The sequence below is a fragment of the Micromonospora zhanjiangensis genome (assembly GCF_042650605.1).
Lineage (GTDB): Bacteria > Actinomycetota > Actinomycetes > Mycobacteriales > Micromonosporaceae > Micromonospora_J > Micromonospora_J zhanjiangensis.
Window position 1 is genome coordinate 279,204 of record NZ_JBHSBN010000008.1, and the last position, 19,495, is coordinate 298,698.

Consider the following 19,495-nt stretch of genomic DNA (forward strand, 5'->3'; position numbering starts at 1 on the left):
CTCAGCGACCGCCCTCGGTGATCTCGGCGAGGATGCCCTCGCAGGTGCGGACCACCACCCGGGCCGCCCGTTGCCGGGCCGCCGTCGATTCCGGCTGCTCCGCGAGTTCGCGCCAGCGCACCAACGCGTCGCAGGTGGCGGTCCACAACCCGTCGTCGTCGGCGGTGTCGTTTAGCCCCAGCCGGGCGGGCAGGCTGACGCCCTGCCCGCCGACCAGCCGGTGCGCGTCGGCCGTCAGGTCGGCGGCCAGGCCGAGTCGCGGGTCGCCCAACGCCGCGAGCAGCCGCAGCTCCCGGAAGTCGTGCGCGCCCGCGAGGATCTGCTCGACCGCCGCGAGCAGTTCCGCGCTGCCGGGCCGGCGCGCCGTCCGGGCCAGCGACTCCAGCCCGAGCAGCGCCGACCGTGCCTTGAGCACGTCGGTCCGTTCGATGAAGTAGCGGGCCACCGCGGTACGCAGCTCGGCCAGCCCGCTGCGCCGGATCAGCTCGGCGGACAGCCGGGCCCGGCTGTCCGCGCCGGAGCGGATCAGCGTGCTCGCCAGTCGCAGCCCGAACAGTCCGAACCGGTCCAGCAGCGCGGCTCGCACCGGGGCGTCCAGGTATCTCGGCAGGTTCGCGCGGAGGAACCGGTCGGCGGAGAGCAGCGCCGCGTCCCGTTCCACCCGGTCCGCGTCGGCCAGCGCGGCCAGCGCGGTGAAGTCCGACTCGCTCATCACCCGGCCGGCCAGGCCCACCACGCCGCTGACCGCCACCGCGTCCACGCAGCATGCCGCAACCCGCTGGTCCCGGCGCTGACGACGGGCCAGTTGCTGGGCGGTGAGCAGGGCGTCCACCCGGCCACCGCCGACCTCGTCGGCCCGGGACAGCACCAGCAGGACGTTCACCGGCGCGGCCTGCCCCACCGCGCTGTCCCGGACGGGTTCCAGCGCCCGCAGGTCGGTGTCCCGCCCGTCGCGGGTCAGGTACAGCACCGCGTCGGCGTCCCGCAGCACCCGGTCCAGCACCGGCGAGGGCCGGTTGCCGTCCGGGTCGTCGACCGCGGGAGTGTCGATCAGCGTGGCCTGCCGCAGGGCCCGGGTCGGCCACCGCACCACGACATCCTCGACCTCGCCCGACGGCCAGCCGACCGGGTCGATCCGCAGCCCGGCGGCCGACTTGGCGACCGTCAACTCCTGCGCCGGGCCGGTGACCGGGTAGGCGGTGGCCCGCGGCTGCGGACCGTCCTCGTACCAGACGAAGGCCCGACCGGCGGGCTCGACGCCGAGCGGGGCGACCTCCTCGCCCATGACCGCGTTGATCACGGTCGACTTGCCGGACCGCCACGGCCCGGCCACCGCCAGCCGGACCGGCTCCTCCAGCCGGCCGAGCTGCTGCCGCAGGTGGCCGGTGGCCCGGCGGTCGTCGGCGTAGACCGCCAGGGCGTCCTGCAGCGTGCCCCAGACCGCCTCGGCCAGCCGCAGCCCGTACGTCACAGCTTGGTGGCCAGTCCGGGAGCCGCGCCGCGCGGCATGCCCAGCCGCTGGGCCTGCTCGTAGACGGCGGCCAGCCGGGCCATCTTCTGCTGGATCTCCCGTTGCCGCTGTTCGCGGATCGCCGCGTCGGCGTCCGCCTCCTGCTTGGCGGTGCGGAACGACTGGACGATGGCCTCCTGCAACTGCTCGGTCGACGCCGCGAAGTGGTCCCGCAGCGTCCGTTGCACCTGCCGGGCGGTGTCCCGGACCTCCTTGGTCACCCGGACGAAGTAGTCGTCGACGTACCGCTGGACGGCGGTCTTCACCATCGACTGGCGACGCCGCAGCAGGGACCTGCTCTCGTCCCAGACGCTCTTGCCGCCGAAGACCGCGCCGGCGCCGACCGACACCACGTTGATCATGGGCATGCCGGCGAGGGTGGTGGCCAGGCCGAACATCAGCACCCCACCGTACGAGCCCTTCATCCCGGTGATCAGCTTGTGACTGGCGGAGAACTTGTCGATCGTCGGCCGGTCCAGGACGGGCAACTCGTCGGCCGACTCCGCCAGCCGCGCCGGTGACCAGCCGGGCAGGGCGTCCCGGCCGTACCGGGCGAAGTTGTCGGCGACCCGGCGGGCGGTCCAGTCGCAGCGCTGGGCGAACCAGCGCCGGTTGTCCCGGGTCGCCTCGATCAGGCTCTGCTCCAGCCACCGCTGGAAGTCGTCCCAGCCGGTCAGCGGGTCGGCCGTGTCGAACGCCTCGTCCACCACCTTGAGGATGCGCCGGGTCCGGTCCCGCAGGTCGTACTCGACGTCGGAGATCAGGTCGGCCATCTCGTCGCCCAGCATGTTCTGCCAGCGGGCGGTGCACCGGCGCAGCTCGTCGACCTCGCGCTGGGCGGCGCGCAGCCGCGACATCGGCGCGGACTGCTCGCCGGCGTCCTGGTCGGACAGTTCCGCGCGCAGCGGCGCGGCCAACTGCTCGACGACGTTGCGGACGATCAACGCGACCGCGGACCGGGCCAGTGTGTCGGCCTTGCCGGTCAGGTCCCGGCGCAGCCGGGCGATCAGTTCCGGGAAGCCCGACTCGGCGTTGAGCGCCCGGTCGTCGGTGCCGGCGGCCCGCAGCCGCAGCGCCGCCGAGACGCAGATCAGTGCGGCGGGGATGCCGGCGCCGGCCAGGTGTCCCCGGTTGCGGTCGGCCACCGTACGCCAGTCCGGCACCAGGTCGGTCTTGGTCTGCACCACGACCACGTTGCTGTGCGACTGCATGACGTGCAGCAGCAGGTTCAACTCGCCGACCGACAACTCCCGGGTCGAGTCGGACACCAGCAGCACCGTGTCGGCCCGGACGGTGGTGGCCTCCGGCACCGCCGTACCGCCGGGTGTGCCGGCGGCGTCGGTGCCGGGCGTGTCGACCAGCACCAGGCCCGCGTTCAGCAACTCCCGGGGGACGCCGATCTCGACGTGCGTGGCCGGCCCGCCGGGTCGACCACCGCGGCCGGCGATCCGGGCCGCGACCTGGTCCAGCGGTACGGGTGTCCGGTCGACGCCACCGTCCACCGGGTTGGCCGGCGACCCGCCGCCGGCGATGGCCGCGCTCACCAGGGCCGCGGCGGGGGCGGGTGCGTGCCGGACCACCGTCGGCAGGGCGGTGGTGGGTCCGTCGCCGACCGGGCACACCGGGGCGTTGATCAGAGCGTTGACCAGTTGGCTCTTGCCCTGCTTGGGCTCACCGACGACCAGCACCCGAAGCGCCGGGTCGAGCAGGTGGGCGCGCTTGTGCTGGACGTTGCGGAGCAGGTCACTGCGCCCGTGGGCGACACAGAGCCGGGCGACTTCGTCCAGCACGTCCAACCAGATCGGGGCGATCACGCTGCAATTGTGCTGAAATTTCTACATTTTTCAAGAGGAAGAGGGGCGGGCGCGGGCCGGATCATGGCAGATGAGATCCGGCCCGCGCCCTGTGCTGAGCGGAAGGTCGCAGCTCAGTGAGCCTCTTCAACCTGCAATCGCGCCCGCGTGCCGGACCGTGACAGGAAGCGCGTTCAGTGTGGGAGAGGTCACATGAGGTTCATCGGGTTGTGGCGCGGTGACTCAGTGCAGCAGGTCGAGACCGAGCAGGCCGCCGTGGTGGGCCGAGGTCTCGGTCTCCGCGTGGGCGCCGGCGCTCGCGCCGCCGCTGACGCTGCCGGTCAGACCACCGGTCAGGCCGTGCACCGAGTCGGTCAGCCCGGACGTCGCCCCGTGCAGGGTGCCGTTCAGGCCGCCCAGCGCGCCGTCGGTGTGCCCGGTCACGCCGCCCAGCACGCCGTCGGCCGTGCCGGTGACGCCGCCCAGCACGCCGTCCGCGGTGTGCCCGACGCCACCCAGGTGGTCGGTCAGGCCGGTGGAGCCGACCAGCCCGGTCGCGGTGTGCAGGGTCGAGGACACGTCCAACGACCCGCCGGTGAGCCCGCCCGCCGTCAGGCCGTCGACGTGCTCCTGCACGCCGGACAGCGCCGGGCCGGTCACCGCGTCGGTGCCGAGCACGTCGCCGGCCGGCGTGTTGAGGTCGGTCACGTCGAGCGAGCCGGCCACGTCGTGCACCGCGCTCAGGTCGCTGGTCAGGCCCGCCGGCCCGACGCCGAAGGCGAGGCCCGGCATGATCGTGGCCCCGGCGGCGTAGCTGCCCGCGTCGACCGCGAGGGCGCCGGCGATGCCGGCGCTGACGTCCAGGTTCGCCGACGGCGCGGTGACCGGCAGGTGCGACGTGATCAGCTGGAGCTGGCCGACCGGGTCGATGTCGGTCAGGCCACCCAGGTCGACCGGCTGGCCGAGCGCGCCCAGGGCCGCGGCCTCCGGCACCGGTACGGAGTCGACCACCAGCGGCACGACGTCCTGCACGTCGGCGGCGGTGACGTCGGCCAGCCCGGCGTCGTGCAGGGCGCCCTCGGGGTCCAGGTCGAACGCCGACCGGGCGTCCGGGTCGGTCAACAGGTTGAGCACGAAGTCGTGCAGCGTCTGGGCCGAGCTCATTGTGCTGGTTCTCCTCAACAGTGGCCGGATGGCTGTCGTCCGCGGCGACCCGTTCGAAGCCGGGACGGCGGCGCGGTTACGACGCTAGGGGCGGCGCCACGGTCCGGTCATCGGGGCGGCGTCCCGTATCCGGTCCACCCGCGTTAGGGGATCGTCCGGATTGGACGTTAGGGGGAACGGGTCACACCGAACGGACGTCCGCCCCGATCTGTTACGTCTGGCCGCCCCGGCGCGATACGACAGTCGGGGACCGGTACGCCGCGCCGCGGTACCGCCCCCGGACCGACCGCTCGACTCGTGGTGGGGGTAACCAACGGATGCCGTACGTCCTCGGAATCGACGCAGGCAGCAGCACCACCGCCGCCGCGGTGTCCCGGATCCGCGGCGGGACCTGGACCCGTCCCGAACCGGTGGAGCTCGAACCGGGCTCGACCGCCGTACCGTCCGTGGTGTACCTGGCCGAGCACGGCGAGCTGGCCGTCGGCGACCCGCCGGCCGGCAGCCCGGACGGCGAGCGCAAGGCGCGCGACTTCGTCGGACGGGTCGGTGACGACGTACCGGTGCTGGTGGGTGGCCGCTCGTGCACCGCCGAGGAACTCACCGCGGTACTGGCCCGGTGGGTGGTCGACCGGGTCACCACCGGGGTCGGCGAACGCCCCGAGGCGATCGTCCTGGCCCATCCGAGCGGCTGGGGGGCGTACCGCCGGGGGTTGCTGCACCGGGCGCTGTGGGAGATCGGCCTCGGTGACGCGGTGCTGCTGCCCCGGGCGGTGGCGGCGACCGAGAGCCACGCCGCCCGCGGCTTCGGCGGCACCACCGCGGCGGTCTACACCCTGGGCGGCACCAGCTTCGAGGCGACCGCGGTCCGGGCCACCGAGCGCGGCGGGTTCGCCACGGTCGGGCTGGCGCAGCGGCTGGACGAGTTCGGCGGCGCGGAGTTGGACGAGATCCTGGCCGAGCACGTGCGTACCGTCCTGGGCCGGTCGGCGGTCGGCGGTCGGTCGGCCGGCGGGTCCGCGCCGCCCGACCTGCGGGCCGCCTGCGCGCGGGCGCGGCGGGACCTGGCCGTGGCCACCGAGACCGACGTGTTGGTCCGGTCGCCCGCCGGCCCGGTGCGGATCCCGGTGACCCGGGCCGAGTACGAGGAGATGATCCGTCCGGCCCTGCGTACCACCGTGGACCTGCTGGACCGGGCGGTCCGTTGGGCCGGGCTGGCGCCGGACCAACTCGACGGGGTGCTGCTGGCCGGCGGGTCGGCCCGGATCCCGCTGCTCACCGAGCTGCTGACCGCGCGGTTCCCCGGCCCGGTGCAGGTGCAGGCCGAACCGCGGACCACCGCCGCGACCGGCGCCGCGCTCGCCGGCTGCCAGGTCGCGGCCCGCAGCACCGGCGTCCGGCCGGCCCGGCCCGCGCCCCGGTCGCCCGCGCCGGACCGGCGTCACGACCCGGCCGACCGGCACGGTGTCGCCCCCGCCGACCAGGCCCACCACGGCGCCGTCCCCGACCGGTACGGCAACGAGCTCGCCCACCGCCGGGCGGGCACCCTGGACCGCTACCCGGACGAGGCGCGGCACGGCGACCCGACCCGCTACCCGGCCGACACCGGATACGGCGACGACGCCCCGGAACCACCGCCCCGACCGCCGGTCCGACTCGCCCCGCTGGAGCTGCCCAAGGCGTCCCGGCTGGCCCTGGTTCGCGGCCGGGGACGCGCCGAATGACCATCATGACCACCGTGGACCCGCGCACCGTCGACGGCGTCCGGCCGGTCCTCGGCGAACGCGCCGGCGCCCTGCTCGCCGGCGTGGCGGCCGACCCGTACGGGCCGCTCTGCCTGGCCCTGCCGGCGCCCGGCGGGCACGGCAAGACCGTGCTGCTGGACGCGTTCGCCCGCGCCTACCGCCGAGCCGGCCTGACCGTGCTCACCGAGTACCCGATCCGTTCCGACCCCGACCGTTCCGACCCCGACCGATCCGACCCCGACCATTCGGACGGCAACCGGGTCGACGTCGACCGCTCCGACGGCGACCGGTTCGGACCGGACCGGACCGAGCTGGACCGGGTCGGCGCCGGCCGGCTCGGCGCGGACCAGGTGCTGCTGCTGGACGACGCGCACCTGCTCGACGAGGCCCGGCTGCGGGCGCTGGGCGACCTGCTGGAGAGCGGACCGGTCCGGCTGGTGGTCGGCTACCGGCCGTGGCCGCAGCCGCCGGCCCTGGCCCGGCTGGTCGACCTGCTCCGCCGGCACGGGCAGCCGCTGCCGCTGCCCCCGTTCACCCCGGCGCAGACCGCCGCGCACCTGGCCGACACGGTGGGCCTGACCGATCCCGCGGTGGCCCGGTTCGTGCAGGCACAGACCGGTGGGGTGCCCCGGGACGTCGAGCGGTTGGCGCGCGGGGTGCGCGAGCACGCCGTACCCGTGCCGGGCGGGACCGGCCGGCGGGCCGAGCGGGCGGTGCCCCGGTCCGTCGTCCTCGAACTCGGGCCCGATCTGGACGCCCTCGGCCCGGACACCCGGGCGTTGCTGCTGGCCGCCGCGGCCGGCGGGCCGCTGCCGGTGGAACTGCTCGCGGCGCTGCTGCGGCGCGACCCGGCGGCCGTGGGCGAGGCGGTCGCCGAGGCGGCCGCGGCCGGGCTGCTCGGCCCGGACGGCCGGCTCGCCCCGCTTGTCGCCCGCGCGATCGCCACCCTCGCCCCGGCCGCCGCGCGGGACGCCGTCTGGCAGCGGCTCACCGAGCTGCGGCTGGCCCGCGGCGGCCCGGTGCTGCCGCTGGTCCGGACGCTGCGCGCGGTCGGCGCCGACGGCGGTTACCCGGCCGCGATGCTGGCCGCCGCCGCCGAGGAGGCGCTCGCCGACGACCCCGGGTACGCCGCCGAACTCTTCGCCGCGGCGGCCGCCGACGGCCGCGGCGGCACCGCCCGGCAGGCCGCCGCCGCCGCGCTCGCCGGCGACCTGGACGCCGCGCTGCGGCTGGCCGACCGGCTGATCGGTACGGCCAACCCGGCCAGCCGCGCCGAGGCGGCCACCGTCGCCGCGACCGCGCTCGCGCACCGGGGCCAACTTGCCCGCAGCGCCGAGCTGTACCGCTGGGCCGGCACCGCCACCTCGCTGGCCCACGCCACGGTCGGCGCGGTGGGCACCGGCCGGCTCGACGAGCCGTTCGAACCGCCGGTCGACGAGCCGCCCACCCTGCTCGCCGGGGCCGCCAACCTGACCGCCCGCGGCCTGCGGGAAACCCTCACCGGGGCGCCCACCGCCGCACTTTCCGCGTTCGTGCAGGCCGCCGCGCTGCTGGAACCGGCCGGCCGGGCCGCGCTGCTGCCGGACAGCCCGGCGGCGCTGGCCGCGCTGACCGCGCTGCACTGCGGCGAACTGGAGATCGGCGCGCGGGTGCTCGACCGGGCCGTGGCCGCCCGTACCGGCGGTCCGCTGCTGGCCCGCCGGCACCGGCTGCTGCGCGCCTGCGTCGCGATGCTCGGCGGTCGGACCGCCGCGGCGGCCGAGGAGACCGCCGCGGCCGTCGCCGACGGCCGCCCGCTGGAACCGCGCGACCTGCTGCTGCACGCCGCCCTCCAGGTCGGCATCGCCCGCCGCAACAGCGACCTGCCGACCCTGCGGCGTGCCTGGGGGTACGCCCGGGAGGCCGTGCTGCGCCACCCCGTCGACCTGTTCACCCTGCTGCCGCTCGGCGAACTCGCGGTGGCCGCCGCCCGCCTCGGCGAGTTGGACCGGCTCGGCCCGCAGCTCGCCGAGGCCCGCGCGGTGCTGCACCGGCTCGGCGACCCGGTGCTCTGGTCGACGCCGCTGCACTGGAACCTGCTGCACGCGGCGATCGCCGCCGAACACCCGGCCGCCGCCGACGAACACACCGCCGCGCTGCGCCGGGCCGCCGGCCACGGCCGGTACGCCGCCGCCCTGGCCGGCGCCGCCGACGCCTGGCGGGCCGTGCTGCGCGCCGACATCGACCCGGTACGCGTCGAGGCGGCGGCCCGCGAACTGTCCGACGTGGGCCTGTGCTGGGACGCCGCACGGCTGGCCGGGCAGGCGGCCATCCGTACCACCGACCGGCGGGCGATGACCACGCTCCTGGAGTGCGCCCGGGCGCTGCAGGGCCGACCGTCGGCCCGCGCCGCCGTACCGCCCGAGCAGCCGAGCGCCGCCGCGCTGGCCCCGACGACCGGGATGGCCGGGACGGCCGGGGTGCCGGCCGCCGCGGCCGAGTCCCCGCTCAGCGAGCGGGAGCGGGAGGTGGCCGGGCTGGTGCTGGACGGGTTGACCTACCGGCAGATCGGGGACCGGCTGTTCATCTCGGCCAAGACCGTCGAACACCACGTGGCCCGGATGCGGTCCCGGCTGAACTGCACCAGCCGCCCCGACCTGCTGGCCCGCCTCCGCGAGATCCTCACCGACGCCGGCTGACGGTTCCTCCGCCGCTGGCAGGCAGCAATGGGGGAACCACCGCCCAACCAGGCCGTCAGGAGCGGTGGCCGGGTCCGATTTTCGACAATTGCCCGACGCCTACGCCCGCCCGCTCGTATCCCCGATACCCGTCCCGCCCGCCGCTGTCGCCGCGCCGACGGGTTTGGGTGCATCTGGTGCTGCTGGAGCGACACCAGACGTTCACAAACTCCGGGGAATCGGCTGGGCCGCCGAGGAACCGGAGGCCGGCAGAGCGCTGCGCCGACCGAACCTCGGGCGGGACGTCTGGTCGAGGTCGGACCTGTGCGCCGAATTTCAGTCGGTCCTGTCCGATCTCGGAGTCCAGTCGCACTGGCCGGACAACATCCGCGCACAAGCCCGATGACCCGCCGGTACTATCCCCGTGTTTTGACTGCAACGGGGAGGAAGATCCACATGCGATGGAAGATCCCGGCCGGCGTCCTCATGGCGCTGGCCTTTCTGATTCCGGCGGCGCCGGCGGTGGCCCAAGTCCACGCCCAGGCGCCCGGGCAGAACGAGTCCTGCCAGACGATCGAACGCAAGGTGTACAAGGACATCCGCGAACTGGTCACCATCGACCTGGACGCCGCCAACGAGGCAGAGTTGCGGCTGCTGGCCTACCGGATCCTGGACACGGCGAACGCCGAGTCGCTGCCCGTCCTGCCCGGCCGGCTGGAGGAGCGGCTGAACGGCACCGCGGACGCACTCCGCGCATTCCTCAAGAAGGACCTGCAGAACACCTGGACGACGGCGCTGCGGATCACCGTGGGCCAGACCATGACGCGCGCCGGCGCCAACGTGAAGGCGGCCGCGCAGAAGACGCTCGACGACGGGACCATCGACGCCCTCCTGGAGTATCTGAACAACGGCCTGTACGTCGCACGCGCGCTTGACTGCGCGGCTGCGCCCACACCGACTCCGAGCGCCACGGCGACCGCCGCGCCGACCGCTGCTCCCTCCGCCAGCCCGGGTGCCCCCGGCGGCGAGGGCGGTGGGCTGCCCGTGACCGGTGCCGCCACCGCGACCGTGGCCAGCATCGGCGGTGCGCTGCTGCTCCTCGGCGCCGTGGGCTACGTGATCGGACGCCGACGCCGTTCCCGCTTCGTGGCGTAGCTCAATCGACGCGCGCCCGGCCCGATGTTTCGTCGGGCCGGGCGGCGGCGCGCTGGGGCGCGGTTGTCCGGCATCCTTCGGCTCACCGCTCCCGGCCTTCGGTCCGGGTGCGGCTACTGTACTCAGAAGTGTGTATATGCGACACACGGCTTACAAAGGCGACTGAGTCGGGCCGCCGAACCTGTCGGTGACCTGTACGTCTGAGACGTCCACCGGTTCCGCAAGCCAAGATCATTGCAAGCACTCTGCACGTTGCACTCTGGGTGCCCGAGGATGGCCTTCTTGGCTGTACGGTCGATCGATCAAAGGTGGGAGGTGCCGTGGATCGGGCTGACAATTGCGGAGACGTCGACTACCTCCAGTCGATTGAACGTCTCGCCCATGTGGTGGTTGAAGAGGCCGCCCAGGAAGGCTGGCTGGCCTTCAGGGTGAACGAGGAAGCTGGTCAGACACAGCTCCAACGGGCCATCAACGCCCTTGCTCGTGAGCTGCGATTCGTCCACTTCGACGGTGATGGCTGCCTCGCCCACCAGTAGCTCCGACGTCGGGCGGCTACCGCCCCGGCCTTTGGGCCGGGGGCGGCTTCCCATCGGACCGGCTGCACCGCGGCCTGGTCCTCGTCATCCAATGGCAAGCCGCGCAGCGGGTGTGGCAGCGATCGCCCCGCCTCGACGACGGCTGACCGTTTACGCGATCGTCACGGCCTAGCGGTGGGACGGCTCCTTTCCATGCACGGCCCATGGGATCATGTGCCTTATGTCGATTACCCGAAAGAGCCGTGTCTCGTAGATCGCCAGCTCAGACCCGCGCCGGCTTCCGTCGGCGCCCGCAGCCCGGAGAACGAATCGCCGTGGTCCCTGGCGTCCCTCGCCGTGGCCAGTCTGAGATAGCCCAACTTGAGCGGTCCCGCCTGCATCCCGGCGCGGTAGCTGAGTCGCTACGCGAGTGGAGGTTGTTCGTTCATGCCTCTCGGCAGCAACGAGCCGAGATGCGTGGCTGCGGCCAACTCTCGTGCTGCCTGGATCCACTCGATCATCGTCGGGTCTTGGAACTAGCCATCTGCGCCATGACCCCGACCACTGCGAAAGCACTCCGAAAACATGTCGAAGAGCTGGATGCCCTCGCGGACTGGGACGAGCTTCTGAACCCGTGACATGTAGCCGCGCTGCTCAGCCGCCCATATCGCTGTCGACGAACGACTTTCGCCACCTACCGTTGAGGCATGAGCCGCCGAGAAGATCGGATCCGAGGCGAACCCGGACCCTTCATGAAGGCGTATGGCCTGGTAGCGGCCGGCAACGGCAGCGACCCGAACGACCGCTCGTACAGCCGCGAGCTTGAGGCTGCGATCAAGCGGATGAGGCCAGAGGACCTGGACCGGCTGCTACGTGACGAAGACGTCGACGGCGTGCAGCTGGCTGCACCTTGACTCTTATACTTCGGCCTCCGCGGACCTGACCGGAGGTGAGAGGTGCGCGGTGCCTCAGGAGAGCAGGCAGGTGAACCGATCCCGAGTGCGCCTCCGGCGATCATCAGAAGGCAGCCTGGCGCTGCTGCCCACGAGACGTCTCCTCGGGCCAGGGGCAGGAAAGCGACGACGCCCAGCATTCCGAGGGCGATGGAGAGCCCGGCCGCATAGAAGCGGAGCCGGCCGATCGCCGCGCTCTCGGTCTGCGCCGTCACCTGACGACGGATGTCAGCCACGAACGTACGACGAAATGCACATCAACTCCTCGACCTGCCGAGCGCATGTCGGCGTAGCGATTCGCGTCCGTGGCGGCGGGCTACCCTGACCGCCGTGACGACGATCGAACAGCTTGAAGGGAGCGCGTGGCCGGACCCCGGTCCGGACGCCACGTCACTCGTGAGGCGTTGCACCGAACTGCGACGCAAGCCGCTCGCCGAGTTCACGGTCGAAGACCTGCGCATCATGCTCGGGCAAGAGATCGGCGTGCCTGCTCTGCTGCCTCTCGCGGCAAAGGCACTGCTCCGCAATCCCATGTCGGAGGGCGACTACTACCCGGGCGACCTGCTCGCCACGGTACTGCGGCTCCCCGACACGGCCTGGCGGAACCTGCGAGCGGAACGGAAGCGGCTGGCGTCGGTCCTTGGCGAGCTCGTTGCCGGCCCGCCGTTCAACGATCCTGATCTTCAGCTTCGCGATCCGGACTGGCTGCTTCGCGACGCCATCGTGCGATTTCTTGGTCGTTGAAAGCGGATCGCTCACCGGGCAGTCGTAGACCGTCAGGCCGCTTCCGAGCCTCGATCGGCAACGATGGGTGGCACGGCTCGGCGGATGAGCCCCGACGACGTAACAACGACCCACCCGGGAGGCACGGTGATTGAGCGTTCGCAGCACCAGCGGGGTCGGTGCCCCGTCTGTAACCGCGTCGTAGCCCTCACCACTGACGGAAGAGTCGCGTGGCACAACGGCACCATTCGTGCCTACGCCCCGCCCGAGGAGTGCCCCGGGGGTGGACAGCGATCGGAAGCCACGGAGTCATGAACGACAGCGCCACTGGTAGACGAGATCAAAGAGGGCTGGAACGACAGCGGCCCAGGTGCGGCGATCATGCCGCTGACCTGGGCCGGGACGTTCGGAGCGGGCGACGAGAATCGAACTCGCGTAATCAGTTTGGAAGACTGAGGCTCTACCATTGAGCTACGCCCGCGTCGCCCGGTCGCCCGGGCGTGGCACCAAGACTACCGAACGCCCCCGCATCCGCTCCACCGGTATCCCCGGCGCGCGCTGACGACCCGTACCCCCGGGGTGGCCGGCGGCGAACGCGACCCGCCGGGCCGGGCGGACCGCAGGCCGCCAATCCGGCGCGGACCGGAACTGCCGGAAGCCGCCAATCCCTCGATGGTTGTCGAATCGGACGAAGCGCGCGGACGCGGGCGAAATGCGGCGCGCGGGCACCAGGCGACGCGGGCGGGCGCGGAAGGCATACACTTCCTTTCGTCACGGGGTGTGGCGCAGCTTGGTAGCGCACTCGCTTTGGGAGCGAGGGGCCGTGGGTTCAAATCCCGCCACCCCGACTGTCGTCCGCACCGCGGAGTGGATCACTATCACGTCCGCGGTCGCCGGGCGCCGCCGGGCCGTCGTTGCGGCCCGACTATGCTCGATGGGCTGAAGCACGCCCAGACAAAGACTGAGATCCATCAAGGAGTACGCCTGTGAAGAGCACCGTCGAGACTTTGAGCCCGACGCGCGTCCGGCTCACCATCGAGGTGCCGTTCGTCGAGCTCGAGCCGAGCCTCAAGAAGGCGTACCGGGAGATCGGCCAGCAGGTCACGGTGCCCGGCTTCCGTAAGGGCAAGGTTCCGAGCGCCGTGATCGACCAGCGCGTCGGTCGGGGTGCGGTGCTCAACGAGGCGGTCCAGGACGCCATCCCGGAGAACATCCTCGCCGCGGTCCGTGAGCACGACGTGAAGACGCTCGGCCGGCCCGAGGTGGAGATCACCGAGTTCAACGACCGGGACACGCTGAAGTTCACCGCCGAGGTCGACGTCCGGCCGGAGATCACCATCCCGGACCTGTCCACCATCGAGGTGACGGTCGACGAGTTGCAGATCGACGAGAGCGAGATCGACCAGCAGGTGGAGAGCCTGCGGGAGCGGTTCGCCACCCTGAAGACCGTCGAGCGGGCCGCCCAGGAGGGCGACTACGTGCAGCTCGACCTGGCGGCCACGGTGAACGGCGAGGACGTGCCGGGCGGCTCGGCCAGCAACATCTCGCACGAGGTGGGCAGCAAGCAGCTGCTGCCGGGCCTGGACGAGGTGCTGGTCGGCATGTCCGCCGACGAGTCCAAGACCTTCGTGACCCAGCTCGTCGGCGGTGACTTCGCCGGCCAGGACGCGGACGTCGCGGTGACCGTGCGCACGGTCAAGGAGAAGGAGCTGCCCGCGCTGGACGACGAGTTCGCCGGCCTGGCCAGCGAGTTCGACACCCTGGAGGAGCTGCGCGCCGACCTGCGCGAGCGGGTCACCAAGGGCAAGCGGGTCGAGCAGATCTACGCCGCCCGGGACAAGGCCCTGGAGCAGCTCGTCGCGGCCGCCGAGGTGCCGGCGCCGGAGGGCGTGGTGGCCGACGAGGTCGAGCACCGCAAGCAGGCGATGGTCGACCAGCTGGAGCGGATCGGCGCCTCGATGGAGGACTACCTCTCGGCCGAGGAGAAGACCGAGGAGCAGATCGACACCGAGCTGCGCGAGGCCGCCACCGAAGGCGTGCGGATCCAGCTGCTGCTGGACACCCTGGCCGACGCCGAGGAGATCCAGGTCTCCGACGACGAGTTCGGGCACGAGATCGTGCACCGGGCGCAGCGCGCCGGGATGGCCCCGCAGCAGTACTACGACCAGCTGGTCCGCTCCGGTGCTGCGGGCGCGGTCTTCGGTGACGTCCGGCGCGGCAAGGCCCTCGCCTCGGTGATGGAGAAGATCAAGATCACGGACGCGGCCGGCAACCAGGTCACCCTGGACGAGCTCCGCGCCGCCGCCGGCGAAGAGCACGACCACGAGCACTGAGCCGTCGCGGTCGGCCGCCGCGCGCCCGGAACCCGTGGCGCACGGCGGCCGAAACCGCTTTCCGGGGTACGTCCCGGCGCACGTGCGCTGTTAGCGAAAACCGCGCAGACGGGGGCGCTGCGGCCCGGGGGAGCGGTTAGTGTCGGGCCTATAGACGGTACGGAGAGCGAAGGGCTGCCATGACCGATATGCACATCCCAGCGATGCCCCTGCGCGCGGTTGACGCCCGCGGCGGGGACTCCATTGGCAACCTCGACGACTCGGTCTACAACCGGCTGCTCAAGGAGCGGATCATCTTCCTGGGCAGTGAGGTGACCGATCAGGTCGCCAACCGGATCTGCGCGCAGCTGCTGCTGCTCGCCGCGGAGGATCCCGACCGCGACATCAACCTGTGGATCAACTCGCCGGGTGGCTCGGTCTACTCCGGCATGGCCATCTACGACACGATGCAGTTCATCGACAACGACGTGTCCACGGTCGCCATGGGCATGGCGGCCTCGATGGGCCAGCTGCTGCTCTGCGCCGGCACCAGGGGCAAGCGGTACGCCCTGCCGCACGCGCGGATCATGATGCACCAGCCGTCCGGTGGGATGGGGGGCACCGCCTCCGACATCGCCATCCAGGCCGAGCAGATGCTGTACACCAAGCGGATGTTCCAGGAGCGGGTGGCGCACCACACCGGGCAGGACCAGGCGCAGATCGAGGCCGACTCGGACCGGGACCGCTGGTTCACCGCCGCCGAGGCCAGGGACTACGGCTTCATCGACAAGGTGATCACGGGAGCCACCCAGGTTCCCGAGGGCGCCGGGACCCTGAGCTGAGGAGTTGACGATGACCGACATGACGCTTCCGCCGCACTTCGCGCCGGTGCACAACCGCTACATCCTGCCGTCGTTCGTCGAGCGCACGTCGTACGGGGTGAAGGAGTCCAACCCGTACAACAAGATGTTCGAGGACCGGATCATCTTCCTCGGCGTCCAGGTGGACGACGCCTCGGCGAACGACATCATGGCCCAGTTGCTCACCCTGGAGAGCAGCGACCCGGACCGGGACATCACCATGTACATCAACTCGCCGGGCGGGTCGTTCACGGCGATGACGGCGATCTACGACACCATGCAGTACGTCCGGCCGGACATCGCCACGGTCTGCCTGGGGCAGGCGGCCAGCGCCGCCGCCGTGCTGCTCGGCGCGGGCACCCCGGGCAAGCGGATGGCGCTGCCGCACTCGCGGATCATCATCCACCAGCCGGCCACCGAGGGCGGCTACGGGCAGGGCTCGGACATCGAGATCCAGGCCCGGGAGATCCTCCGGATGCGTACCCAGCTGGAGGAGATGCTCTCCCGGCACAGCGGCAAGCCGGTCGACCAGGTCCGCAAGGACATCGACCGGGACAAGATCATGACCGCCGAGGAGACCCGCGAGTACGGGCTCATCGACACCGTCCTGACCAGTCGGAAGAAGGGTCTGCTGGCGGCCAACGCCGCGAGCTGACAACGCACGGGTCAGAGGTCGGTCGCGCCCACGGGACGGCGACCGGCCTCTGACACACCCGTTTTGGGGGTCGGAGAATGCCCCCCAAGGGGGTAACGTCGGGTCTGCACCGTCCATCGGTCCGGCCCGCGGGGGATCGAAGACCGACGAGGCGGACAGACCTCAAGCCCAGGGCCGGCACCGCCGGACCGATGAGCGCAGGGAGAACGTAGGTGGCACGGATCGGTGACGGCGGCGACCTACTGAAGTGCTCCTTCTGCGGCAAGTCGCAGAAGCAGGTCAAGAAGCTCATCGCGGGCCCCGGGGTCTACATCTGCGACGAGTGTATCGATCTCTGTAACGAGATCATCGAAGAGGAGTTGGCCGAGACCGGCGAGGTCAAGTGGGAAGAACTCCCCAAGCCGATGGAGATCTGCCAGTTCCTCGACCAGTACGTGGTGGGCCAGGACCAGGCGAAGAAGGCCCTCTCCGTGGCGGTCTACAACCACTACAAGCGGATCCAGGCCGAGGCGTCCAACGCGCCCGGCTCCGGCGGTGACGCCGTCGAGCTGGCCAAGTCCAACATCATGCTGATCGGCCCCACCGGGTGCGGCAAGACACACCTGGCGCAGACCCTGGCCCGGATGCTCAACGTCCCGTTCGCCATCGCCGACGCGACGGCGCTCACCGAGGCCGGCTACGTCGGCGAGGACGTGGAGAACATCCTGCTGAAACTGATCCAGGCGGCCGACTACGACGTCAAGCGGGCCGAGACCGGGATCATCTACATCGACGAGGTCGACAAGATCGCCCGGAAGTCGGAAAACCCGTCGATCACCCGGGACGTCTCCGGCGAGGGCGTGCAGCAGGCGCTGCTGAAGATCCTCGAAGGGACCGTGGCGAACGTCCCGCCGCAGGGCGGCCGCAAGCACCCGCACCAGGAGTTCATCCAGATCGACACCACCAACGTGCTGTTCATCTGCGGTGGCGCGTTCGCCGGCCTCGACCAGATCATCGAGTCCCGTACCGGTCAGGGTGGCCTCGGCTTCGGCGCCCACCTGCGCTCGGTCTCCGAACGCTCCACGGACGACATCTTCGGCAAGGTCATGCCGGAGGACATGCTCAAGTTCGGGCTGATCCCCGAGTTCATCGGCCGGCTGCCGGTCATCACCAACGTGCGCAGCCTGGACCGCGAGGCCCTGGTGCAGATCCTCACCGAACCGCGCAACGCCCTGGTCCGGCAGTATCAACGCCTGTTCGAGCTGGACGGCGTCGAGCTGGAGTTCGAACCGGCCGCCCTGGCCGCCATCGCCGACCAGGCGATGCTGCGCGGCACCGGCGCGCGAGGGCTGCGGGCCATCATGGAGGAGGTCCTCCAGTCGGTGATGTACGAGGTGCCGAGCAACCCCGACGCCGCCCGCGTACTGATCACCCGCGAGGTGGTCCTGGAGAACGTCAACCCGACGATCGTGCCGCGGGAGTTCACCGGCGGCCGCCGCCGTCGGGACCGCGAGGAGAAGTCCGCCTGATCCGGCGTCCGGCCGCGGGTCGACCACCGCGGCCCGGAGCCGGCGGGCACCCGTCGACGCTCCGGCCCGTACCGTCGGATGCGGCACGGGCGGACCGTTCCGGGCGGTTGGACGCCCGCCCACCGCGTCGCCGGCGGCCGTAGGCTGTCGCCATGCGCGTAGCCGTCTGCCAGCTCAATGCCCGCGCCGACCGGGCCGCCAACCTGGCCGCCGCCGGTGAGCTGCTCGCCCAGGCCGCCGACGCCGGCGCCGACCTGGCCGTCCTGCCCGAGTACGTGGACTACCTGGGCCCCGCGGCCGACGCACCGACGCCCGAACCGCTCGACGGCGAGTTCGCCGCCTTCTTCGCCGAGGCCGCGCGCCGGCTGGGGATCTGGGTGCACGCCGGGTCGTTCCACGAGGTCGGCCCGGACCCCCGACGCACCTACAACACCAGCCTGGTCTTCGACCGGACCGGCACCCGCCGCGCCCACTACCGCAAGATCCACCTGTACGACGTGGAGATCCCCGGTCGGGTGTCCTACCGGGAGTCCGACGGGGTGGCCGCCGGCACGGAACCGGTGGTGGCCGAGATCGAGGGCGTGCCGGTCGGCCTGTCCATCTGCTACGACCTGCGCTTCCCGGAGCTCTACCGGGAGCTGGCCGTGGCCGGTGGCGCCCAGGTGCTGGTCGTCCCCGCGGCGTTCATGCTGCACACCGGACGCGACCACTGGGAGATCCTGTTGCGCGCCCGGGCGATCGAGAACCAGTGCTGGGTGATCGCCGCGGGTCAGATCGGCGACCACGACCCGGGCCGGACCTGCTTCGGCCGGAGCATGGTGATCGACCCGTGGGGCACCGTGGTCGCGCAGATGCCGGACACGGTAGGTGTGGCGGTGGCCGACATCGACCTGGACCGTTCGGTCACCATCCGACGCGAGCTGCCCAGCCTCGCCAACCGCCGGCTGTAGCCCAGGATGGCTGGCTCGGCTGTGGCTTTCGGGAGCGCCGGATGGCCGGGCGGTTGCCGTCCAGGCGCCTCCGGAGCGCCGGCGGTTCAGCGGCTCTGCAGCAGGATGCCGATGACCGCGAAGCTGATGATCGTGCCGGCGGTGACCAGCAGCGCCGTGGTCATCCTCGACCGGCCGCGGCGGGCCAGCCGGCGCACCGAGGCGACCACGGCGAACAGCACCAGCGCCCCGATGACCAGGTGCCACATCGGGAGCAACAGCCCGAGGACGGCCTCCTCGGCGAGCACGTGACCGGCCGGCACCGGTACGCCATCGTCCATGCCCGCCACTCTCGCACGTCCGGGCGCCCGGGACCGAGCGCGCGACGGCAACGACACCTGCCGATTTGCTTTCCCGCTGCCGTACGCGTAACTTTCTCTCTGCACGCGGGACACCGGACAAAACAGCCGGAACCGTGGGCACCGGATCCGGGGCGGGTGACCGTCGATCGGGACCGGGCGGGTGGTGCGATCGCCGGCGAAGCCGGACTTGAGATCGCGAAACCGACCGCGTATAGTACTCGGAGCCGGCAGGAGCCGGGCGGGTGTGCCGCTGAAGCGGTGGCCGGCCGGTCTGCGGACTTCCTCCTACGATACGACCACCGATCTTCGGTGCTCGTTCTGCTGGAGAAAACCGGGCGATGCGAAGAAGAGCTGAGAGATCAGCTTGACGCCGCGAGGTCGACCGGGTAAGTTAGGCAAGTTGCCCCGAGGGTAACGCCCGCCGCAAGCGGGGGTTAACTCCGGTGTGTGTTTGTTCTTTGAGAACTCAACAGGGTGCTTGATAAGCCAGTGCCAATTGTTTTATACCCCGTGTCGGGTCGGCATTTTTTGCTGGTTCGGCTGGGATTCCTTTGGCAACATTTTTGTTGTCAGGATTTTCTCTAATTTTTTGTTGGAGAGTTTGATCCTGGCTCAGGACGAACGCTGGCGGCGTGCTTAACACATGCAAGTCGAGCG

The 19,495-nt window shown here is 71.7% G+C and carries 15 protein-coding genes, 2 tRNA genes and 1 rRNA gene; 12 read left to right on the forward strand and 6 right to left on the reverse strand.

All coding sequences use genetic code 11. The annotated features are described in order from the left end of the window. Position 1 precedes the first annotated feature (1 nt). The 3 genes from ACFOX0_RS15005 to ACFOX0_RS15015 all read right to left on the reverse strand — a co-directional run bounded on the left by ACFOX0_RS15005 (position 2) and on the right by ACFOX0_RS15015 (position 4,467). Complete coding sequence (locus ACFOX0_RS15005) at positions 2-1,471, reverse strand: dynamin family protein (RefSeq protein WP_377545882.1); 1,470 nt, start codon at positions 1,469-1,471, stop codon at positions 2-4. Beyond that, the gene (locus tag ACFOX0_RS15010) at positions 1,468-3,324 is read right to left on the reverse strand and encodes a dynamin family protein (protein ID WP_377545884.1); all 1,857 of its coding nucleotides are present in this window, start codon (positions 3,322-3,324) and stop codon (positions 1,468-1,470) included. The genes ACFOX0_RS15005 and ACFOX0_RS15010 overlap by 4 nt, the downstream gene beginning before the upstream one ends. Positions 3,325-3,546: 222 nt before the next feature. Further along, complete coding sequence (locus tag ACFOX0_RS15015) at positions 3,547-4,467, reverse strand: IniB N-terminal domain-containing protein (protein ID WP_377545886.1); 921 nt, start codon at positions 4,465-4,467, stop codon at positions 3,547-3,549. Between the two features lie 317 nt (positions 4,468-4,784). Between ACFOX0_RS15015 and ACFOX0_RS15020 the strand changes: the two genes are divergently transcribed. The 3 genes from ACFOX0_RS15020 to ACFOX0_RS15030 all read left to right on the forward strand — a co-directional run bounded on the left by ACFOX0_RS15020 (position 4,785) and on the right by ACFOX0_RS15030 (position 10,021). Then, a complete protein-coding gene (locus ACFOX0_RS15020) occupies positions 4,785-6,188 on the forward strand; it encodes an Hsp70 family protein (protein ID WP_377545888.1) in 1,404 nt (467 codons plus the stop codon). Beyond that, positions 6,185-8,887: a helix-turn-helix transcriptional regulator gene (locus ACFOX0_RS15025; protein WP_377545890.1), complete on the forward strand. Its 2,703-nt coding sequence runs from the start codon at positions 6,185-6,187 to the stop codon at positions 8,885-8,887. Before ACFOX0_RS15020 ends, ACFOX0_RS15025 begins: the two co-directional genes overlap by 4 nt. 435 nt (positions 8,888-9,322) lie before the next feature. Continuing rightward, the gene (locus tag ACFOX0_RS15030; protein WP_377545892.1) at positions 9,323-10,021 is read left to right on the forward strand and encodes an LPXTG cell wall anchor domain-containing protein; all 699 of its coding nucleotides are present in this window, start codon (positions 9,323-9,325) and stop codon (positions 10,019-10,021) included. Positions 10,022-10,323: 302 nt separating this feature from the next. Here the strand turns inward: ACFOX0_RS15030 and ACFOX0_RS15035 are convergent, their stop codons facing one another. Beyond that, positions 10,324-10,551, reverse strand: a complete 228-nt coding sequence (locus ACFOX0_RS15035; protein WP_377545894.1) for a hypothetical protein — start codon at positions 10,549-10,551, stop codon at positions 10,324-10,326. 692 nt (positions 10,552-11,243) lie between these two features. On the opposite strand from ACFOX0_RS15035, the gene ACFOX0_RS15040 reads away from it, so the two are divergent. Together ACFOX0_RS15040 and ACFOX0_RS15045 are read left to right on the forward strand one after the other, a co-directional pair. Next, a complete protein-coding gene (locus ACFOX0_RS15040; protein ID WP_377545896.1) occupies positions 11,244-11,450 on the forward strand; it encodes a hypothetical protein in 207 nt (68 codons plus the stop codon). A 369-nt stretch (positions 11,451-11,819) separates the two neighbouring features. Further along, a complete protein-coding gene (locus ACFOX0_RS15045; protein ID WP_377545898.1) occupies positions 11,820-12,233 on the forward strand; it encodes a contact-dependent growth inhibition system immunity protein in 414 nt (137 codons plus the stop codon). A gap of 389 nt (positions 12,234-12,622) precedes the next feature. Here ACFOX0_RS15045 and ACFOX0_RS15050 read toward each other — a convergent pair. Beyond that, positions 12,623-12,693 (reverse strand) — tRNA-Gly (locus tag ACFOX0_RS15050). Between the two features lie 293 nt (positions 12,694-12,986). On the opposite strand from ACFOX0_RS15050, the gene ACFOX0_RS15055 reads away from it, so the two are divergent. The 6 genes from ACFOX0_RS15055 to ACFOX0_RS15080 all read left to right on the forward strand — a co-directional run bounded on the left by ACFOX0_RS15055 (position 12,987) and on the right by ACFOX0_RS15080 (position 18,497). Next, positions 12,987-13,060: transfer RNA gene (locus ACFOX0_RS15055), tRNA-Pro, on the forward strand. Positions 13,061-13,198: 138 nt separating this feature from the next. Beyond that, positions 13,199-14,545 carry a trigger factor gene (gene tig / locus ACFOX0_RS15060; protein ID WP_377545900.1) on the forward strand — a complete coding sequence of 449 codons (1,347 nt, stop codon included), beginning with the start codon at positions 13,199-13,201 and terminating at the stop codon, positions 14,543-14,545. A gap of 179 nt (positions 14,546-14,724) precedes the next feature. Further along, positions 14,725-15,366, forward strand: coding sequence for a ClpP family protease (locus ACFOX0_RS15065; protein ID WP_377545902.1), 642 nt, complete (start codon positions 14,725-14,727; stop codon positions 15,364-15,366). A 10-nt stretch (positions 15,367-15,376) separates the two neighbouring features. Beyond that, positions 15,377-16,039, forward strand: a complete 663-nt coding sequence (locus ACFOX0_RS15070) for an ATP-dependent Clp protease proteolytic subunit (protein ID WP_377545904.1) — start codon at positions 15,377-15,379, stop codon at positions 16,037-16,039. 212 nt (positions 16,040-16,251) lie between these two features. After that, positions 16,252-17,547, forward strand: coding sequence for an ATP-dependent Clp protease ATP-binding subunit ClpX (gene clpX / locus ACFOX0_RS15075; protein ID WP_377545906.1), 1,296 nt, complete (start codon positions 16,252-16,254; stop codon positions 17,545-17,547). 152 nt (positions 17,548-17,699) lie between these two features. Then, positions 17,700-18,497 (forward strand): carbon-nitrogen hydrolase family protein, encoded by a 798-nt coding sequence (locus ACFOX0_RS15080; RefSeq protein WP_377545908.1) that lies wholly within the window; start codon positions 17,700-17,702, stop codon positions 18,495-18,497. A gap of 86 nt (positions 18,498-18,583) precedes the next feature. Here the strand turns inward: ACFOX0_RS15080 and ACFOX0_RS15085 are convergent, their stop codons facing one another. Further along, complete coding sequence (locus ACFOX0_RS15085) at positions 18,584-18,817, reverse strand: hypothetical protein (RefSeq protein WP_377545910.1); 234 nt, start codon at positions 18,815-18,817, stop codon at positions 18,584-18,586. Between the two features lie 610 nt (positions 18,818-19,427). On the opposite strand from ACFOX0_RS15085, the gene ACFOX0_RS15090 reads away from it, so the two are divergent. Next, positions 19,428-19,495: ribosomal RNA gene (locus ACFOX0_RS15090) — 16S ribosomal RNA — on the forward strand; the annotation flags it as partial.

Coding starts and splice junctions, on each gene's coding strand:
- ACFOX0_RS15025 (WP_377545890.1), top strand. CDS start 6,185: ATGACCATCATGACCACCGTGGACCCGCGCACCGTCGACGGCGTCCGG.
- ACFOX0_RS15015 (WP_377545886.1), bottom strand. CDS start 4,467: ATGAGCTCGGCCCAGACGCTGCACGACTTCGTGCTCAACCTGTTGACC.
- ACFOX0_RS15040 (WP_377545896.1), top strand. CDS start 11,244: ATGAGCCGCCGAGAAGATCGGATCCGAGGCGAACCCGGACCCTTCATG.
- ACFOX0_RS15065 (WP_377545902.1), top strand. CDS start 14,725: ATGACCGATATGCACATCCCAGCGATGCCCCTGCGCGCGGTTGACGCC.
- ACFOX0_RS15085 (WP_377545910.1), bottom strand. CDS start 18,817: ATGGACGATGGCGTACCGGTGCCGGCCGGTCACGTGCTCGCCGAGGAG.
- ACFOX0_RS15080 (WP_377545908.1), top strand. CDS start 17,700: ATGCGCGTAGCCGTCTGCCAGCTCAATGCCCGCGCCGACCGGGCCGCC.
- ACFOX0_RS15030 (WP_377545892.1), top strand. CDS start 9,323: ATGCGATGGAAGATCCCGGCCGGCGTCCTCATGGCGCTGGCCTTTCTG.
- ACFOX0_RS15020 (WP_377545888.1), top strand. CDS start 4,785: ATGCCGTACGTCCTCGGAATCGACGCAGGCAGCAGCACCACCGCCGCC.
- ACFOX0_RS15070 (WP_377545904.1), top strand. CDS start 15,377: ATGACCGACATGACGCTTCCGCCGCACTTCGCGCCGGTGCACAACCGC.